Genomic DNA, 18,252 nt, shown 5'->3' on the forward strand with positions numbered 1-18,252 from the left:
GCATAAGTCGCATCGGGTCGGGTAGCCGCGCCGCCATGGCTCCACCACTGGAACATGGCGAACACACATCCGGGACCACACGCCGATCGCTGCTCGCGGGGGTGGCGGCGCTCGGTGCGCTGGGCGCGGCCGGCTGCTCACGCGTGGCCACCGCCTCGACCACCGGCGGCGGCGAACTGCTCGACCGGCTGCGCGCGGCAGGTGTCGTACGGCTGGGGATCGCGGGCGAGATCCCCTTCGGCTACATCGACAAGAACGGCGACCTGACCGGCGAGGCGCCCGAACTCGCGAAGGCCGTGTTCAAACGGCTCGGAGTCGACCGGGTACAGCCCGTGCCGACCGAGTTCGGGTCGCTCATTCCGGGACTGAATTCCCAGCAGTTCGATGTCGTGGCGGCCGGGATGTATGTCACCCCGGAACGCTGCGAACAGGTCATCTTCGCCGATCCCGATTACCAGATGCTCGATTCCTTCATCGTGCGGAAGGGGAATCCGAAGGGGCTGCGCGACTACAAGGACGTCGTCGAGAAGAAGGCGAAGTTCGCCACCGGCACCGGGTACGCGGAGATCCAGTACGCCGTCGAGGCGGGGTACAAGGAGAGCGACATCCTGATCGTGCCGGACCAGGTCGCGGGGCTGAACGCGGTGGAGGCGGGACGCGTCGACGTGTTCGCCGGGACCGCGCTCACCACCCGTGAGGTGGTGAAGAAGTCGGCCAAGGCGGAGGCCACCAAGGCCTTCACTCCGACCGTGGACGGCAAGCCGCACGTGGACGGCGGCGCCTTCGCGTTCCGGCGCACCGAGACGAACCTGCGGGACGCCTTCAACACCGAGCTGCGGAAGCTGAAGAAGAGCGGGGAGCTGTTGCGGATCCTCAAGCCCTTCGGGTTCACGCAGGCCGAGATGACGGACCTGACCGCGAAGGAGCTCTGCGGCGGATGACCTCCGGACTCTGGGAACTCGTGCTCAAGGGCATCTGGACCACCGTCCAGCTGCTGGTGTTCAGCTCGCTGCTCGCCGCCGCCGTCTCCTTCGTGGTCGGCGTCGCGCGCACCCACCGGCTGTGGATCGTCCGCTTCCTCGCGGGCCTCTACACCGAGGTGTTCCGCGGGACCTCGGCGCTGGTGATGATCTTCTGGGTGTTCTTCGTGCTGCCACCGGCGTTCGGCTGGCAGCTGGTGCCGATGTGGGCCGGCACGCTCGCGCTCGGGCTGACCTACGGGGCGTACGGCTCCGAGATCGTGCGCGGCGCGCTCAAGGCGGTCGACCCGGCCCAGCAGGAGGGCGGGATCGCGCTGAGCTTCACGCCCTGGCAGCGGCTCAGGCTGATCCTGCTGCCGCAGGCGGTGCCGGAGATGATCCCGCCGTTCTCCAACCTGCTGATCGAACTGCTCAAGGGCACCGCGCTGGTGTCCGTGATGGGCATGGGCGACCTCGCCTTCAGCGGCAACCTGGTACGGCTCGCGCTCCAGGAGAGCGCCGGGATCTACACGTATCTGCTGCTCATCTACTTCGTCATCGCCTTCCTGCTGACCCGGCTGATGCGGGGTCTTGAGAAGAAGCTCAAGGCGGGCGTCGGCAAGGAGCCCCAGCGCGGCCTCGACACCGAGACCGAGCTGAAGCGGGGCCGGACCACGCCCGTAGGAGGTCGTGTCGCATGACGTGGGACTGGAGTGCCGTAAGCGACTTCATGCCGCAGTTCTGGAAAGGTCTGCTGGTCACCCTTCAGGCCCTCGCGCTCGGCTCGCTGATTTCCTTCGCGCTCGGGCTGGTGTGGGCGCTGCTGATGCGCGCGCCCTCGCGGTTCGTGCGCTGGCCGGTCGGGGTGGTCACGGAGTTCGTGCGCAACACCCCGCTGCTGGTCCAACTGTTCTTCCTCTTCTACGTGCTGCCCGAGTGGGGCGTGACCCTCTCCGCGCTCGCCACCGGTGTCATCGGGATCGGGCTGCACTACTCGACGTACACCATGCAGGTCTACCGCGCCGGTATCGAGGCGGTGCCGGTCGGCCAGTGGGAGGCGGCGACCGCGCTGAACCTGCCGCGGGTGCGGACCTGGCAGGTGGTGATCCTGCCGCAGGCGATCCGCCGGGTCGTGCCGGCCCTCGGCAACTACGTGATCGCGATGCTCAAGGACACACCGATGCTGATGGTGATCACGGTCCTGGAGATGCTCGGCGAGGCGCGGCTGTTCGCGCAGCAGCACTTCCAGTTCACCGAGCCCCTGACCGTGATCGGCGTGGCCTTCATCGTCATCTCCTATCTGGCCTCCCTTCTCCTGCGATCCCTGGAGCGACGTCTTGTCCGCTGACACCCCCCTCATGGAAGAGCCCGACGCCAACGCCAACCCCCCGGTGGACGGCAGCGAACTGATCCGCTTCGAGGACGTGACCAAGCGCTTCGGGTCGAACACGGTCCTGGACCGGCTGAACTTCTCGGTCGACTCCGGCAAGCACGTGACGCTGATCGGTCCCTCCGGGTCCGGAAAGACCACGATCCTGCGCATGCTGATGACCCTGACCAAGCCCGACGAGGGCACGGTCAGCGTCGACGGGGAGAAGCTGTACCCGGCGCCGGAAAAGCAGCTGCGCGAGGTCCGCAAGAAGATCGGGATGGTCTTCCAGCAGTTCAACCTGTTCCCGAACATGTCGGTCCTGCGCAACATCACCGAGGCGCCCGTCACCGTGCTCGGCATGTCCAAGGACGAGGCGGAGGCACGCGCGCGTGAGCTGCTCGACCTGGTGGGGCTCGCCGACAAGGCGGGCGCCCGGCCGACCCAGCTGTCCGGCGGACAGCAGCAGCGGGTGGCCATCGCGCGGGCACTGGCCATGCGGCCCCGGGTGCTGCTCCTCGACGAGGTGACCTCGGCGCTCGACCCCGAGCTGGTCGCCGGCGTCCTCGACGTGCTGCGGGACATCGCCCGCACCACCGACATCACGATGCTCTGCGTGACCCACGAGATGAACTTCGCCCGGGACATCTCCGACCAGGTCCTGATGTTCGACTCGGGCCGGATCATCGAGTCGGGCTCCCCGGAGAAGATCTTCAGCGAGCCCGAGCAGGACCGCACCCGGGAATTTCTGAGCGCGGTTCTCTGACCACAGGAAGTGAACGACGTTCAATCTTCGAGGTCCCCGGCCCGGGGCATGCTTATGGCATATGCCAGCGTGTCAGCGCCCCTGCTGAGAGCCCCCCGGCCGGGGACCGAATCTCGTCAACAGCCGCTCACTACAAGCCTTTTGCCGGTTATCGTGGAAGGGATCGCTGTGAGGATTACTGCCCAGTAGTAGTGCGACCGAGCGAGCCGCAGGGGGAACACCGTGGCGCTGCTGTGCTGTCCTGGGGGACGCTCCCCGGATCCCCGGCCGAACACTCATGTGCCCAGCTCCGCCGTGCGAGGTGTGTCACCGTGAGGATCGAGCCGACCGCGCCGTACCACTCGGCCCAGGACGCGCTGCGCGTCCTGGAGACCATGACCCGGCACACCGCCGGAGTCACCGACGTCGAACTCTCCCGCACCACCGGCCTCGGCCCGGAGCGACTGACCGCACTCCTGAGGATGCTGCGCCGCGAGGGGTACGTCGAGCAGGTGGCCGACGGCGCGTATGTCACCGGAGACGCCCTGACCAGGCTGAGTTCCGTCCAGGACCGCGACCGGGCGCTGCGCGAGAAGCTCCAGCGCACGCTCGACGGACTGCGCGACTCGATCGGCGCGGCCGTCTACATCAGCCGGTACGTCGACGGCGAGGTCACCATCGCCCAGTACGCCGACGGTCCCGCGACCCCGGCGGTCAACGAGTGGGTGGACTTCCGCTCCTCCGCGCACGCGACCGCCCTCGGCAAGAGCCTGCTCAGCCAGCTCGACCACAACGGCCGCCGCGACCACCTCTCCCGGCACCGCATGACCCGGCTCACCTCGCGGACCATCACCAACGACAAGCTGCTGCTCTCCCGCCTGGAGGCCCAGCCGCCGACGGTCCCCCACCTCGACCTCCAGGAGTACGCGGTGGGCACGGTCTGCGCCGCGGTCCCGATCACGGCGGGCTCCGCGGTCGGCTGCCTGGCCCTCTCCCTCCCGATCGAGCACGCCCACCGACTCCGCCAGGCGGCGGACCGCCTGAACAGGGAAGCGACCCCGCTCCTGCTCTCACTGGCGATCTGAGGGCGGCCCGAGGGCGGCCCGAGAGCGTCCCGAGAGTGGTCAGAAGCACCCTCGCGGACCGGGTAGTATTTTCTCTGTCGCCAGCCGCCGCAAAGCGGAGGGCGAGAGTCATGCGCCGCTAGCTCAGTTGGTTAGAGCAGCTGACTCTTAATCAGCGGGTCCGGGGTTCGAGTCCCTGGCGGCGCACACGTGAAGGGCCTCTCGTGGGAGCGGGGGGTCCTTCGGCGTATCCGGGTTCCGGGAGCAGTCTGCGGTACGTGTCTTCTCCCGGTGGGCGCCACCACACCGGGTCGGTGCAGTGGGTGCCCTCTTTTCTCAGGGCCGCTCGGTGGATCTTGTTCGTTGCCGTGACCGGCATTCGGTCGACCACGCGGACGAAGCGGGGGGCCATCTTGGTGCCGAGGTCGGGCTGGGCGGTGAGGAAGGCCGTGAAGGTCGCCGGGTCGAAGGTGCCGGCGAGCGTCGCCATCACCTGGTCCCCGGTCACCGGATCCGGCACCGCGTACACCGCGACGGCCACCGCGCCCTCGTACCGGGCGAGGATGTTCTCGATCATCGCGGCGGCCAGGTTCTCGCTGTCGACGCGGAGCCGGTCGTCGGTGCGGCCCGCGAAGTAGAGGTAGCCGTCGCGGTCCCGGTAGAAGAGGTCCCCGGTCCAGTACCACCCGTCCCGGCGCCGCTCGGCATCCGCCTCGGGATTGCGCCAGTACCCCTCGAAGGGGTTCGGCGCCCGGTTCACCAGCTCCCCTATCGCCGCGTCCCCGTTCAGCAGCCGCCCGCCCGCGTCGAACTCGGCCGGCGGACACTCCGTACCCGTCTCCTGATCCAGTACGACGAGTCCGGGCGCCGCCCGTCCGACCGCGCCCCGAGGCGTCCCGGGCGCCCACTGGATCGCAGCCCCGCCCTCGGAGGACCCGTACCCCTCCACCAGCCGCACCCCGAACCGCCGCTCGAAGGCGGCCGCGTCCACCGCCCCCGCCTCGGTGCCGAAGCCGAGCCGCAGCGGGTTGTCCCGGTCGTCCGCGCGCGGCTCGGTGGCCAGGACGTACTGGATCGCCCGGCCGACATAGGTGAAGTACGTCGCCCCGTACTCCCGTACGTCCGCCAGGAACCCCGAGGCCGAGAACCGCCGCCTGAGCGCGACCCCGGCGCCGCTCGCCAGCGCGGGCGCCCAGTCGGCGATCACCGCGTTGCCGTGGAACATCGGCATGCAGACGTAGTGCACGCCGTCGGGGCCGAGCCGGAACTGGTCGGCCAGGGAGCGTCCGGCGGCGGCCAGGCGGCCCTGGGAGCACAGGGCGGCCTTGGGGGCGCCGGTGGACCCTGAGGTGAAGTAGAGCAACAGCCGGTCGTCCGGGGTGGCGCGGGAGGCGTCCGGTTCGGCACCGGCGTAGGCCGCGAGCAGGGTGTCGTACTCCTCGGTGCCGGTCACCAGCAGGCGGACCCCGGGCAGGTCGAGGCCGCGCAGCAAAGGGAGTTGGGCCGGTTCGGTGATCAGCAGGCGGCACTCGGTGTGCAGGATGTCGCGGGCCAGCTCGGGGCCGCGTCGGGTGGGGTTGACCCCGGCGACGGCGGCACCGGCGAGGGCCGCCGCGCTCAACCACATCGGATATTCAGGGGTGTTGTCGAGGAGAACCCCGACATGGGCACCCGACGGGAGCAGATCACCGAGCAGGGCCGCCCGCGCCGCGGCCCCCGCGGTCACCTCGTGGTGGGTGAGCACCCGCCCCTCGAACCACAGCCCGGGGCGGTGGTCGCCCCACCGCCCGGCGACGAGCTCCGCGACCGTACGCCTCCTGGAGTCCATGGAGGCGCACGGTAGTTGACGAACCGTCAGATGTGGAGGGTCGAGGACATCTCGGAGAAGGTGACCATGAAGCCCACGCAGAAGGCGACGACGACCCCGAGGAACGCGAGCGTGCCGAACACGCCCACCGCGTGCTGGGTCCGGCCCGGCGCGTGGGCGGTGGCCACGACCGGTTCGCCGGCGGTGTGGTGGACGGTCACGATGTCGCCCTCGACGGTGCTGCCGGGGCCGCCCTCCTCCTCGAAGCGGACGACCCGGCCGTCCTGGGTCGTGAACTCGTAGACGTGGTGCAGTGTCGTGCTCACCATGCTGTCCCCGCCGCCACTGGTCGTCGTGTAGGTGCGCAGACAGCGCGCCTCGGCCGTCAGTCCGCTGTTCCAGGCGCCGCGCAGCCGGGACCAGCGCCGCAGCACGCCGTAGGCCATCCCGAGGGCCATGACCATGATCAGGCCGGGAGCGAGGTAGAAGAGGAAGTTGAAAGCGTCCATGACACATCCCCCGAGGTCAGCTGCTGATGTGGGGGAACCTACCCCGGGGGACGACCTGACTGTCTCAAGCAATGCTCAGAACGTGACGTCCGAGCAGGCGTAGAACGCGTTCGTCGTGTCGGCGACCGTCCACACCGCGACGATCACATGCCGTCCGCTGAGCCCGGACGGCAGGGTGCCGCTGTGCGAGAGGGTGGCCGGCGGGCGCTGGCCGTTGTAGGGCACGGTGAGGAACGGGGTGAGGTTGAGGTCGGAGCGGGCCAGGTTGTGGTTCTGGTTCCAACCCGCCTTGGTGACGTAGTACTTGAAGTCGGTCGTGGCGTGCATCGCGGTGAACTGCCAGCGGAACGTGTAGCTCTGACCGCCCGTCACCCTGGTCGCCGGCCAGGCGGTGCCCGCCGGTGTCCGCGGGGCGCTGAGCTGGCTGAAGCGGCTCACGCCGCCGTTGCATATCTGTCCGTCGGCGGGCCCGGCGCCCGGGAAGCCCTTGAGGCCCTCGACGCTCTGCGGCTCCCACTGGATGTCGCCGCAGTTGGTCACGGTGCCGTTCTGGCAGAGCTTCTGCCTGCTGATGGGGAGGTCGGTGTAGCCGTGGCTGCTGGCGCCGCCGGAGGAGAGCACGACGGCTCCGGTGGTGGCGAGGCCCACCACGGCGGCGTACCACTTGGTCTTTTTGCGCATGCTGCCGCTCCTGGAGAACGTGGGGGATGTCCTGTGAGGCGTGCAGGTCTAGACCAAGTCTCAGATTATTGCCGTGCATTGACCATGTCCATACCAATCACGCCCCCTGTTCTCCACGTCCCGAGCAGAACGCCACCGTCAGGTCCTTCACCAGCGCCTTGCGTTCGTAGTCGTCCAGTTCCACCAAGCCCCGCATGGTCAGCCGGGTCACCGTGTCCTCCACCGAGTCCACGACCGACGTCAGCATGGTGGCCCGGTGCTGGGCGTCCAGCGCGGCGATCCGGCGGCGGTGCATCGCGGCGGCGACCTCGGGGGCGTACTCCACGCGCAGCGGCTGGACCGAGAACACCTCGACGCCGACGGGCGCGGTCTCCGCGGCCACCAGCCGGGTCAGCGCCTCCCCCGCCGCGTCGGCGGAACCCCGGCCGGAGCCCGGCGCCTCCACCGGGACCCGGGCGAGCGCGGCCTCGACGCACTCGCGCAGATACGTCTCGTGGTCGTCGACGCCGAGCGTGGCCCGCGCGGTGTCGCGCACCCGCCACACCACCAGGACGACGACCCGGAGCCCGACCCCGCTGGCGTCGGCGGCCGCCATCGGCTCGCTGCGCCAGTGCCGCAGCCGTACGTCGACCCGGCGGCGCAGCAGCAACGGGTTGACCCACATCAGGCCGGTGCGCCGGACGGTCCCCCGGTAGCGGCCGAACAGCCCGAGCACCCAGGCGCGTCCGGTGGTGCCGCGGGCCAGTCCGCCGAAGCCGAACAGGCCGAGGGCACCGGCACCGGCGTAGGCCGCCCACTGCACCGGGCCGAGGCCCGGTCCCGCGTACGACGGCAGCCGCAGCGCCTCCATCGCGAGCGGCGGCAGGGTGCCCGCCCACCAGGAGGTGACCGCGCACCCGGCGAGCCCGCAGGCGCCGGCGAGAACGCCCGCGGAGCCGGGCAGCACCCGGGCGGGGCGCTCGGCCAGGCCGGGGTCGACGTCGGGGGCGGGGCGCGGGGCGGCCCGGTCGGGCCTGCGCAGACGGGGCTGCTCCCCGGTGCCCTGGCGGCGGGCCACCACGGCGGGCTTCAGCGGCACCGACACCGGGTCGGGGTCGTCCCGGAACAGCAGATGGACCGGGATCTCGGTGGTCGCCTCGTTCTGGATGAGCCGGGCGGGCCGCGAGGGTCCCTCGGACTCGGGGGTGTGTGAAGTGGTCGTGCTCATGAGTGCCTCCAGCCTCCGCGCCAGATGCGTCACAACAGGGGTGGGTCAGAACAGGGATGGGTCAGGACAGGGACGGGTCGTGACAGGGATGGGTCACAGCGGTCGGGTACCGGCGGACGGGTCAGGTGAAGAGGCGGCGCCAGGTCTCCGGTCCCGGGTAGCCGTCCGCCGCGCCGCCCCGCCAGCCCTGGGCGCGCTGGAAGGCCTCGACGTTGCGCCGGTCCGGCTCGCCCCAGCGCGGTCCCGGGCCGGTCGTGTAGTACTTGCCGAACCCCTTCTTCACCAGCCGCTCGCCGAGCTGCGTGACGTACTTGTTGGTCGCGCCCGGCCGGAACATCGCGCGCCCCGGGTAGCCGGGGACGCCGTGCGAGGAGGGCGCCGGCGGTCCGGCCGCGCCCGTGGTAATGTCCTTGCCGCCGCCGGTGATCAGCAGCGCCCAGGTCTGGGCCCCGGGCAGCCCGTCCGCGTCCTTGCCCCGCCAGCCCTGCGCCTCCTGGAACGCCTGGGTGGCCCTGCGGTCCGCGTCCGTCCAGCGGGGTCCCGGCCCCGAGGTGTAGTAGCGGGCGGCACCGCGCTCGACGAGCATGCGGCCGAGCTGGGTGACGTACTTGTTGTTGGCCCCGGGACCGAAGTAGGCCGCCCCCGGGAACGGCGTCACGTCCGGCGCCTCCGGCTTGGCGGTGTCCGGCTCGGTGCCCGCCGTACCGCCCGCGAGGCCCTTGTAGCGGTAGGCGAGGTAGCGGCTGGAGTTGCTCCAGTACGCGTACGGGGTGGCCTGCTTGCGGGCGTAGGGGCGGGTCTCCTCGTAGGCGAGGTAGTAGGTGTGCGTGTAGTCGGTCCAGCCGCCGAAGATGACGACGTGGGAGCCCTGCTCGGGATTGGCCGGGTTGTGGAAGAGCAGAATGTCGCCGGGCTGGAGGTCCTCCTTGGCGATCCGCACGCCGTACTGGTCGAGGCTGCCGGTCCATTCGTTGCCCGGGAGGTTCCAGGCCATGGAGACGAAGCCGGAGCAGTCCTGGCGGTAGCCGTCGCCCCAGTACTCGGACATGCTGTACGGCACCCTCGCGGCGACCCACTGCTTGGCACGCTTGATGATGTCGGCGCGGGTGGTGGCCGGGGCCTTGATCACCGCGGGCTTGCCGCCGGGGCCGTGCAGCGGGGCCTTGTCGCCCTGCGGGGTGTCGGGCTCGTCGGCCGTGGGGGCGCCGGGGCGGGCGGGAGCGTGCGGGGCGGCGAAGGCAGGGGCCGCGTGCACGATGCCGAAGGCGGTGGAGGCGGCGGCCGCGAGGATCACGGCCCGGGTGGCCGCCGGGTGGCCGCCCGCCGGGCGGGGAAGTACGCGTCGCCAGTGGAGGCAGCCGGGGCAGTCGCAGTCGTTCGCGGGATCGATTTCCTCGAATACCGGAGTCTCCATGCGACGCCCCTCACACTCCAGGCCGAAATGTCCGCAACTGTGCACATTCGCCAGTTTCCCAACTGTCGCCCCGACGCGCATGCTGACGGTCCGAATGATGTACGGCGGCCCGGACCACCCTCCCGAATCGGGTAGAGTCGTGCAGGTCAGCAGGCGCCGCTAGCTCAGTTGGTTAGAGCAGCTGACTCTTAATCAGCGGGTCCGGGGTTCGAGTCCCTGGCGGCGCACAGACACGGGGAGGCCCCTCGCTTCGGCGGGGGGTCTTCTTGCATGAACGGGGTGAAACGGATCACGTCGGTGACCGTATGGATGTCCACAACGACTCCACAAGGTCCCCACAGGCGCCACAATGAACGCGTATGACCGGTAAACACCGCGTTTCGCATCTTGCGATCATGATGAGCACCGTAGAACCCTGGTTTTCAAGATGCTGCGGATACGCGGCAGTTGGGGGGCAAGGAGCCGGTTGCCGGTGTTGCGGGGAAAGGGGGCCCCGCTGCCAGGGACGCCGGAGGGGGCGTCTGCAACCGGAAGGTCGCGGTTACCTGTCTAATGCTGTGAAGATTGTGGTGACTGCGGCCCACCACTGATACGTCTGTGAAGGTCGAGGGGGACCGGAGCAGGGGTAAGGAAACGACAACACGCGATCGATTCGCGTGTGGGGGGATGACTCATGACGTCGACGCCGACGGGCGCCCGGCAGAACTTCGACCCGTCAGACACCACACAGCTCAGGCTGCCTTCGCATCGGACCGGCACTTTCCGCCGGATAAAGAAAACGCTTCCGAAGTACGACTACGAGCACTACAGCAGACTGGCCGGTCCCCTCACGCAGCCCGATCCGGGCAAGCCCTACAAGGTGCAGTACCGCTCGCTGATCTCGCAGGAGCCGCACCGCATCAGAGTCGCCCTGATGCTCGCCGCCGCGCCCCTGCTCTCGCTGGTCCTGCTCGCCTGGCTGCTCCAGCCCGAGCACTGGACCGAGCGCGACTACCCGGCCTTCTCCTGGCTGCCGGCGCTCGACATCGTCATGCTCGTCTCGATCGGCCTGATCGAGTTCTTCCGCTGCATGAACGTCCTGTCCAACGCGCACGCCACCCTGGTCGCCCGCGACCCGGTCCCGGTCGTGCCCGAGACCGGCACCAGAGTCGCCTTCCTCACCTCCTTCGTGCCCGGCAAGGAGCCGCTGGAGATGGTGACGAAGACCCTGGAAGCCGCGGTCAGGATCCGGCACCGCGGCCTCATGCACGTCTGGCTCCTGGACGAGGGCGACGACCCGGCCGTCAAGGAGGTCTGCGCCCGGCTCGGCGTGCACCACTTCTCCCGCAAGGGCGTCGCCAAGTGGAACCAGGCCAAGGGCCCGCACCGCGCCAAGACCAAGCACGGCAACTACAACGCCTGGCTGGACGCGCACGGCGACCAGTACGACTTCTTCGCCTCGGTGGACACCGACCACGTGCCGTTGCCCAACTACCTGGAGCGGATGCTCGGCTTCTTCCGCGACCCGGACATCGGCTTCGTGATCGGCCCGCAGGTCTACGGCAACTACGACAACTTCGTCACCAAGGCCGCCGAGTCCCAGCAGTTCCTCTTCCACGCGCTGATCCAGCGGGCCGGCAACAAGTACGGCTCCCCGATGTTCGTCGGCACCTCCAACGCCGTACGCATCAAGGCGCTGAAGCAGATCGGCGGCCTGTACGACTCGATCACCGAGGACATGGCGACCGGCTTCGAGATCCACCGCCACAAGAACCCGGCCACGGGACGGAAATGGCGCTCGGTCTACACGCCGGACGTTCTCGCCGTCGGTGAGGGGCCCAGCGCCTGGACGGACTTCTTCACCCAGCAGATGCGCTGGTCGAGGGGGACGTACGAGACGATCCTCAAGCAGTATTGGAAGGGCTGGTACTCGCTGCCGCCGAGCAAGCTCTTCAACTACACGATGATGATCATCTTCTACCCGATGTCCGCCCTCAACTGGATCCTCGCGGCGCTGAGTTGCGCGCTGTTCCTGGGCCTGGGCGCCTCGGGCGTGAACATCGACCCGACCGTGTGGCTGATGCTCTACGGCAACGCCTCCGCGCTCCAGATCGGCCTGTACATCTGGAACCGCCGCCACAACGTCTCGCCGCACGAGCCCGAGGGCTCCGGTGGGGTCGCGGGCATGGTGATGTCGGCGCTGTCCGCCCCGCTGTACGCGAAGGCGCTGGTCGACTCGGTGCTGCGGCGCAAGAGCAAGTTCGTGGTCACGCCGAAGGGCGACTCGGCCAGCCCCGACCGGTGGTTCGGGACGTTCCGCTACCACTGGTACTTCATCGCGATCTTCGGCGGCTCGATCGGTGCCGGTATCGCCCTCGGGCACTCGCACCCCGCGATGATCATCTGGGCCACCTTCGCCATGCTGATCACCGCGACACCGATCTTCACCTGGCGGCACATGCTGCGGCAGGCGAAGAAGAAGCCCGCAGGCGCGCCGCCGGAGGCCGTGGTCCCGGCTCAGGTGCCGCCGCAGGCCGCGCCGCGCACGCAGTACCAGCCGCAGCCGGTGCCCGCCCAGCACGCACCGGCCCACAAGCCGAGCTGGGCCGACTCGCACCCGCGTGACGACGAGGGCAACGACCAGACCATGCAGATCGCCCTTGGTGGACTTGGGGGACGTAAGGAATGAACGACCGTGCAGGCCGCCGCCGCGCCCGTCGACTCGCGATAGGTACGGCGGTGGTGCTCGCGCTGGCCGGGATGAACGGGCCGTGGCTGTACCGCTTCGGGACCGAGAAATACCACCAGTACCAGATCAACAGACCGGAGTACAAAGCCGAGAACGGCAAGTGGGAGATCGTCGACTTCCCCGAGAAGTACCGCCAGAACACCATCCACGCGGCGCTGCTGCGCACCGGGAAGGTGCTGCTGGTGGCGGGTTCGGGAAACAACCAGGACAACTTCGACGCGAAGAAGTTCGACACCCGGATCTGGGACCCGGTCAAGGGCACCATCAAGAAGGTGCCCACGCCGAGCGACCTCTTCTGCACCGGTCACACCCAGTTGGCGAACGGCAATCTGCTGATCGCCGGTGGTACCAAGCGGTACGAGAAGCTCCAGGGTGACGTCACCAAGGCCGGCGGCCTGATGATCGTCCACAACGAGAACCCGGACAAGCCGATCACCCTGCCGGCGGGCACCAAGTTCACCGGCAAGGAGGGCGGCAAGACGTTCGTGTCCAAGGACCCGGTCGTCGTGGAGCGGGCCAAGAAGGTCTTCGACAAGGCGACCGGCAAGTTCCTGCGCAACGACCCCGGGCTCGGGCGTATCTACGTCGAGGCGCAGAAGAGCGGCCGGAAGTACGAGACCGGCACCCAGGACAACTACCGGGTCCAGGGGCTCACCGGGACGGACGCGCGCAACACCTACGGGATCGCGCAGAAGCTCGCGCTCGACAAGAAGGACTTCCAGGGGATCCGGGACGCCTTCGAGTTCGATCCGGTCGCCGAGAAGTACATCAAGGTCGACCCGATGAAGGAGGCCCGCTGGTATCCGACGCTCACCACCCTGAGCGACGGGAAGGTCCTCAGCGTCTCCGGGCTCGACGACATCGGTCAGCTGGTACCGGGCAAGAACGAGGTGTTCGACCCGAAGACCAAGAAGTGGACGTACACCTCGAAGATCCGCCAGTTCCCCACCTACCCGGCGCTGTTCCTCATGCAGAACGGCAAGATCTTCTACTCGGGGTCCAACGCGGGGTACGGGCCGGACAACGTCGGGCGTGAGCCGGGCATCTGGGACGTGGACAGCAACAAGTTCACGAAGATCCCGGGGCTCAGTGACGCCAAGGAGATGGAGACCTCAGGGACCGTGCTGCTGCCTCCGGCGCAGGACGAGAAGTTCATGGTCATCGGGGGTGGCGGGGTCGGCGAGTCCGCGCAGTCCAGCAACCGGACGCGGATCGTGGACATGAAGGCGGACAGCCCGCGGTTCGTGGACGGGCCGACGCTGGAGAAGGGGACGCGGTATCCGCAGGCCTCGATCCTTCCCGACGACTCGGTGCTGGTGTCCGGGGGGTCGGAGGACTACCGGGGGCGGGGTGACTCCAACATCCTCCAGGCGCGGCTGTACCACCCGGACACGAACACGTTCGAGTCGGTGGCCGATCCCCTGGTGGGGCGGAACTACCACTCCGGGTCCTTGCTGCTGCCGGACGGGCGGGTGATGTTCTTCGGGTCGGACTCGTTGTACGAGGACAAGGCGAACACGAAGCCGGGTGTCTTCGAGCAGCGGATCGAGATCTACACGCCGCCTTATCTGTACCGGGATTCGCGGCCTTCGCTGTCCGGGGGGCCGCAGACGATCGCTCGGGGTGCGTCCGGGACGTTCACCTCTCCGCAGGCTTCTGTGATCAAGAAGGTGCGGTTGATTCGGCCCAGTGCGTCCACTCATGTGACCGATGTGGATCAGCGGTCCATCGAGTTGAAGTTCACGGTGTCCGGGGACAAGGTGAAGGTGACTGTGCCGGAGAACAAGAATCTGGTGCAGTCGGGGTGGTACATGCTGTTCGTCGATGACGATCAGGGGACGCCGTCGAAGGCACAGTGGGTTCGGGTGCCGTAGGGCTCAAAAAAGCTCCCGCACCTTAGGTTTTTCGGGTGCGGGAGCGTTGTGGCTTGTCGCGCAGTTCCCCGCGCCCCTAGGTGCCTGACGCTTGCGCCAGTTTCAATGCGTAGGTTGGCCACCACTGACCCGCCTTCGGGCCGCCCTTGCATTCGCCGTCCGACTCTCCTGGGCGCTTGACCCACAGGTACGCGTCGACGAGCGAATCCGCCGTCTTTATCGTGGGAGTTTCTCCCAACGCCCGGCCCGGCGGGTTGCACCAGCGTTCGTTCTCGTCGCCGTCCTTGTACGGGCCGTTGCCGTTGCGGCTGGTGTCGATGACGAAGTGTTTGTTGCCCACCTTGGCGGAGAGTTGCTTGCCGTAGGCGATGGAGTCCTGGGTGGAGTAGAAGTTGGAGACGTTCACCGAGAAGCCGTCGGCCTTGGCGATGCCGGCCCATTTGAGGGGCTCGAAGATCTGGTCGGGGTGGCCCCAGCCGGCGTTGCCCGCGTCCAGGTAGACCTTGGTGTTCTTCAGGGACTTGAGCTTCTCGATGGCACCGGTGAGGAGGTCGTAGCGCTCCTCGTGGAACTCGTCCTGAGTGCAGCCGTCGACCAGGTGCAGTACGGCGTCCGGTTCGAGGATCACCGTGGCCGAGCGGTCGCCGATGCCCGCGGCCACGCCGTCGATCCAGGACCGGTAGGCGTCGCCGTCCGCGGCACCGCCCTGGGAGTACTGGCCGCAGTCGCGGTGCGGGATGTTGTAGAGGACCAGGAGGGCCGTACGGCCGGCCTTGTCGGCGGCCTCGGTGAAGCCGCGCGCCTCCTGCTCCGGGTTCTCCGGGCCGATCCACTCGCCGGTGGGCTGCTGGGCGATCTTGCGGATCTGCTCGGCGTCGTCGTCCTTCCCGGATTTCGCATACCGCGCGACCTGCTTCGCCGCGTTGCCGTCCGGGTTGACCCAGAACGGGTCGGCCTCCTTGGGCTGCTGGGTGATCCCGGCACCGACCTTGTCCCCCTCGCCGTCCTTGTTCGCGTCCCCCGACGACGAACACGCGGCCAGCAGCAGTGCCGCCCCCAGCACCGCCGCGGAAGCCCCTGCGCGGGTCGCCGTCCTGGCCCCCCTGCTGACGTACATCCAATTCCCCCCTGGGTGCACCGTGGCAAGTCTCAATCGTGACACATCAGGCGCGCCGCCCACGAGGTCGCCGGAGCCTTGTCCAGGAGCTGTTACAGCCCCGAAGGTCGGGGTAGGCGCGCGACTGTAGGGGGGCGCTCGTCGACGAAGGGGAGTGCTCAGGGATGCGGTACGCCACCAGGGAGATACAGCTGGCCACGGCGCTGGTGGAAGCGGCGGACACCCTCGTCGAGGGTTTCGAGGCCACCCGGTACTTACAACGGCTGTCGGACCACTGCGTGGAGCTGCTGGCCGCGCGGGCGGCCGGCGTGATGCTCATCGACGACGGCCGGGCGGTCTCGCTGGCCGCCGGGAGCCGGCACGAGGAGATGACGCTGGAGCTGCTGGAGGCGCAGCACGGCGGCGGGCCCTGTCTGGAGACCTACAGCTCCGGACGGGCGGTGGCGCCGGTCTCCGTCCGGGTCGCGCACGCGGACGCCCGCTGGCCCGGGTTCACCGAGCAAGCCCTGCGGCACGACGTCGTGGCGACCTTCGCGGTGCCGCTGTGCCGCCGCGGGACCCTGCTGGGTGCCCTCAACGTGTTCACCGCGACGCTGCCCGTCGCCGTGCCCGGCGAGACCTCGCTGGAGCTCCAGGTCGCGCAGGCGCTCGGCGACGCCGCCGCGCTGGGCCTCCAGAACCGCCGTACCTACACCCGGTACCGCACCCTGTCCGGGCAGTTGCAGGAGGCCCTGTCGAGCAGGGTCCGGATCGAGCAGGCCAAGGGGATGCTCGCGGAGCGCTGGGGGGTACCGGCGGACCGGGCGTTCGTGGCGCTGCGGCAGTACGCACGACGGCAACGGCTGCCCCTGGACCGGGTGGCGAGCGCCGTCATCGAGGGCGCGGCCGACGGCGCGGGACTGCGCCGGGAACTCGACGAGAACGCGTAACACCCTTGCCCACCACGGGACATGACGGAAAGTCACCCCCTCGGGACGTGGCGTCATTCAGCCCTCTAGGCCCGGGCGCTCATCCGTTCTAGAGTCTTCTCATACGGACACGGCCCCAGCCCCTGGCCGTAGTCATCACCACCGGGCCTCCCAGGCCTCCCGCGCTGTCGCCGGGTTACTCCCGCAGCCCGAGCGCGTGCGGTCGAGGACCAGCCCGGTCGGCGACTTCGGGGGGAGCGGGTCGCCGACCGGGCCAGGTGCCTCCCGGGACCGGGACCGCGGTCAGGCCCTGCGGCGCCTGACGAGGAGCACCAGCACTCCACCGAGCAGCAGCGCGCCCGCGCCCACCGCGGCGGCGACGGGCAGGATGCCGCTGCTTCCCGTGCTGGCGAGGGAGCCGGAGTCGACGGCCGTGGCGACCGTCTGGGTCTTCACGTCGTTGCCGCCGTCGGAGGAGGCGGTCGCGGACGGCGACGGGGACGGGGACGGCGAGGCGGAGTCGCCCTCGACCTCGACCGTGACGTCCGCGGTGTCGTTGGCGTGGTGGTCGTCGAACTCCATGGTGTTGCCGTAGCTGGTGGTCGCCTCGGCCTCGCCGGTGGTGGTCTCGGCGCCCGCTCGGATCTTCAGGCCGAAGGTGAAGGTACGGGTGTCGCCGACCTCGAACTCGTTCGGGCGGGGCTGGCAGATGTACTGCGCGGCCCCCGGCGTCCGCTCGCCGGTGCCGGACTCCGCCTCGGGGTTCCACACGCTGCACCGCTCGGGGATCTCCACGGCCTCGGTGCCGGTGGGGACGGTGAACAGCAGCGCGGGCTGGTCGTCGTCGACGTTGTTCTCGACCCGGGCCGGGCCCTCGTTGCCCAGGGTGACGTCCACGTGCACCAGGTCGCCCGGGGCGCCCTCGGCCGTGTCGCCGCCCGCGACCATGTCGGCGGTGTTGACGACGGAGACGTACTGCCGGGCGAGTTCGGTGCCGTCACCGGCCGCGGTTCCGTCGGGGACCAGGGCGAGCTTCGGGCCGCTGCCCGACACGGTCGGGGTGCCCGGCAGGGGCAGCGCCTCTCGGCTGACGAACTCGTACAGGGCCTGCTTCGTGACATCCAGCTTCAGCGGCTGGTCCAGCCGGTAGCGCTTGCCGGGCTCGACGACCGTGTCAAAGGTGCACAGCGCCCGCTGGGTGGCGCCGTAGTCGTCGGGGACCTTGGAGTACACGCAGTTGGAGAACCGGTCCGCGTAGGCGAGCCCGGGGGTGGTCTGCACCCGCAGCTGGACGCCGTCCGCGGGGACGGAGCCGGTGTTGCTGACGGTGACCGGGGTGTCGAACGCGGTCCCCGGCTTGTCGCCCTTGCGGTCGGCCAGTTCGTTGACCGTCAACTCGGCGGAGCCCACGGTCAGTCGGACGGTGGTGGAGACCACGGTGCCGTTGGCCGAGGTACCGCTCAGGGTGACCGTGCCAGTGGTGCCGAGGGGGGTGTCGGGCTTGGGGTTGACGTCCGCGATGTAGCCGGCCTGGTCGCCCTCGGGGACCTCCGCCATGGTGGACCAGGCATAAGTGTCCTCGGCGGGCTTGCCGTTGACCGTGAGCCAGCTCTTGACCTTGCTCAGGTCCATGCTGACGGTGACGTCCTTCGCGGTGCCGGGGCCGTCGTTGTGCAGCAGCCAGCCGATCTGCGGCGGGTCCTGGCTCGGTGGCATGGGCAGGGCGAGGTTGTCGCGCGGCGCGTCGATGCGTACGACCGGACCGTCCGCGGCCTGCGCCGAGGTCGCGGGCAGCCAGGTGGCGACGGCGGCCGCGAGAGCGGCGAGCACCGCCCCCGCCCTGCGTCGGCGGTTGATCATCTGTGCAGCC

15 protein-coding genes and 2 tRNA genes are annotated in these 18,252 nt (G+C 69.3%); 10 read left to right on the plus strand and 7 right to left on the minus strand.

Features of this window, described 5'->3' with window-relative positions:
* The first annotated feature begins 35 nt into the window (after window positions 1-35).
* The 6 genes from ehuB (at window position 36) to G3I78_RS37675 (ending at window position 4,344) form a co-directional block, all read left to right on the plus strand.
* Complete coding sequence (gene ehuB, locus G3I78_RS37650) at window positions 36-941, plus strand: ectoine/hydroxyectoine ABC transporter substrate-binding protein EhuB (RefSeq protein ID WP_164433225.1); 906 nt, start codon at window positions 36-38, stop codon at window positions 939-941.
* Window positions 938-1,660, plus strand: a complete 723-nt coding sequence (gene ehuC / locus G3I78_RS37655; protein ID WP_164433227.1) for an ectoine/hydroxyectoine ABC transporter permease subunit EhuC — start codon at window positions 938-940, stop codon at window positions 1,658-1,660. The genes ehuB and ehuC overlap by 4 nt, the downstream gene beginning before the upstream one ends.
* A complete protein-coding gene (gene ehuD, locus G3I78_RS37660) occupies window positions 1,657-2,307 on the plus strand; it encodes an ectoine/hydroxyectoine ABC transporter permease subunit EhuD (protein ID WP_164433229.1) in 651 nt (216 codons plus the stop codon). The genes ehuC and ehuD overlap by 4 nt, the downstream gene beginning before the upstream one ends.
* Before the next feature lie 10 nt (window positions 2,308-2,317).
* Window positions 2,318-3,094, plus strand: a complete 777-nt coding sequence (gene ehuA / locus G3I78_RS37665) for an ectoine/hydroxyectoine ABC transporter ATP-binding protein EhuA (protein WP_164433231.1) — start codon at window positions 2,318-2,320, stop codon at window positions 3,092-3,094.
* Between the two features lie 311 nt (window positions 3,095-3,405).
* Entirely contained in the window at window positions 3,406-4,158 is a 753-nt protein-coding gene (locus tag G3I78_RS37670; protein WP_164433234.1) for an IclR family transcriptional regulator C-terminal domain-containing protein, read from the plus strand.
* A 112-nt stretch (window positions 4,159-4,270) separates the two neighbouring features.
* A tRNA-Lys gene (locus tag G3I78_RS37675) sits at window positions 4,271-4,344 on the plus strand.
* Here the strand turns inward: G3I78_RS37675 and G3I78_RS37680 are convergent.
* From G3I78_RS37680 to G3I78_RS37700, 5 genes are all read right to left on the minus strand, one after another.
* The gene (locus G3I78_RS37680; protein ID WP_164433236.1) at window positions 4,310-5,965 is read right to left on the minus strand and encodes a long-chain-fatty-acid--CoA ligase; all 1,656 of its coding nucleotides are present in this window, start codon (window positions 5,963-5,965) and stop codon (window positions 4,310-4,312) included. The two genes, G3I78_RS37675 and G3I78_RS37680, sit on opposite strands and share 35 nt — an antisense overlap.
* A gap of 26 nt (window positions 5,966-5,991) precedes the next feature.
* Window positions 5,992-6,453 (minus strand): DUF3592 domain-containing protein, encoded by a 462-nt coding sequence (locus tag G3I78_RS37685; RefSeq protein ID WP_164433238.1) that lies wholly within the window; start codon window positions 6,451-6,453, stop codon window positions 5,992-5,994.
* A 75-nt stretch (window positions 6,454-6,528) separates the two neighbouring features.
* Window positions 6,529-7,134, minus strand: a complete 606-nt coding sequence (locus G3I78_RS37690; protein ID WP_164433239.1) for a lytic polysaccharide monooxygenase auxiliary activity family 9 protein — start codon at window positions 7,132-7,134, stop codon at window positions 6,529-6,531.
* A gap of 97 nt (window positions 7,135-7,231) precedes the next feature.
* Window positions 7,232-8,341 carry an SPFH domain-containing protein gene (locus G3I78_RS37695; protein WP_164433241.1) on the minus strand — a complete coding sequence of 370 codons (1,110 nt, stop codon included), beginning with the start codon at window positions 8,339-8,341 and terminating at the stop codon, window positions 7,232-7,234.
* 121 nt (window positions 8,342-8,462) lie between these two features.
* Entirely contained in the window at window positions 8,463-9,755 is a 1,293-nt protein-coding gene (locus G3I78_RS37700) for a peptidoglycan-binding protein (RefSeq protein ID WP_164433244.1), read from the minus strand.
* A gap of 153 nt (window positions 9,756-9,908) precedes the next feature.
* Between G3I78_RS37700 and G3I78_RS37705 the strand changes: the two genes are divergently transcribed.
* The 3 genes from G3I78_RS37705 (at window position 9,909) to G3I78_RS37715 (ending at window position 14,357) form a co-directional block, all read left to right on the plus strand.
* Window positions 9,909-9,982 (plus strand) — tRNA-Lys (locus G3I78_RS37705).
* Window positions 9,983-10,428: 446 nt separating this feature from the next.
* Entirely contained in the window at window positions 10,429-12,423 is a 1,995-nt protein-coding gene (locus G3I78_RS37710; RefSeq protein ID WP_164433246.1) for a cellulose synthase catalytic subunit, read from the plus strand.
* Window positions 12,420-14,357, plus strand: a complete 1,938-nt coding sequence (locus G3I78_RS37715) for a kelch motif-containing protein (RefSeq protein WP_164433248.1) — start codon at window positions 12,420-12,422, stop codon at window positions 14,355-14,357. Before G3I78_RS37710 ends, G3I78_RS37715 begins: the two co-directional genes overlap by 4 nt.
* Window positions 14,358-14,433: 76 nt before the next feature.
* Here G3I78_RS37715 and G3I78_RS37720 read toward each other — a convergent pair whose 3' ends face one another.
* Window positions 14,434-15,474 (minus strand): glycoside hydrolase family 6 protein, encoded by a 1,041-nt coding sequence (locus G3I78_RS37720; RefSeq protein WP_164433250.1) that lies wholly within the window; start codon window positions 15,472-15,474, stop codon window positions 14,434-14,436.
* Window positions 15,475-15,638: 164 nt separating this feature from the next.
* Between G3I78_RS37720 and G3I78_RS37725 the strand changes: the two genes are divergently transcribed.
* Complete coding sequence (locus G3I78_RS37725) at window positions 15,639-16,403, plus strand: GAF and ANTAR domain-containing protein (protein WP_164433252.1); 765 nt, start codon at window positions 15,639-15,641, stop codon at window positions 16,401-16,403.
* A 282-nt stretch (window positions 16,404-16,685) separates the two neighbouring features.
* On the opposite strand, the gene G3I78_RS37730 is transcribed toward G3I78_RS37725, so the two are convergent.
* Window positions 16,686-18,242: a hypothetical protein gene (locus G3I78_RS37730; protein ID WP_164433254.1), complete on the minus strand. Its 1,557-nt coding sequence runs from the start codon at window positions 18,240-18,242 to the stop codon at window positions 16,686-16,688.
* Window positions 18,243-18,252 lie beyond the last annotated feature (10 nt).

This window comes from Streptomyces sp. SID13726 (genome assembly GCF_010548375.1).
In the GTDB taxonomy this organism is placed as follows: Bacteria; Actinomycetota; Actinomycetes; order Streptomycetales; family Streptomycetaceae; genus Streptomyces.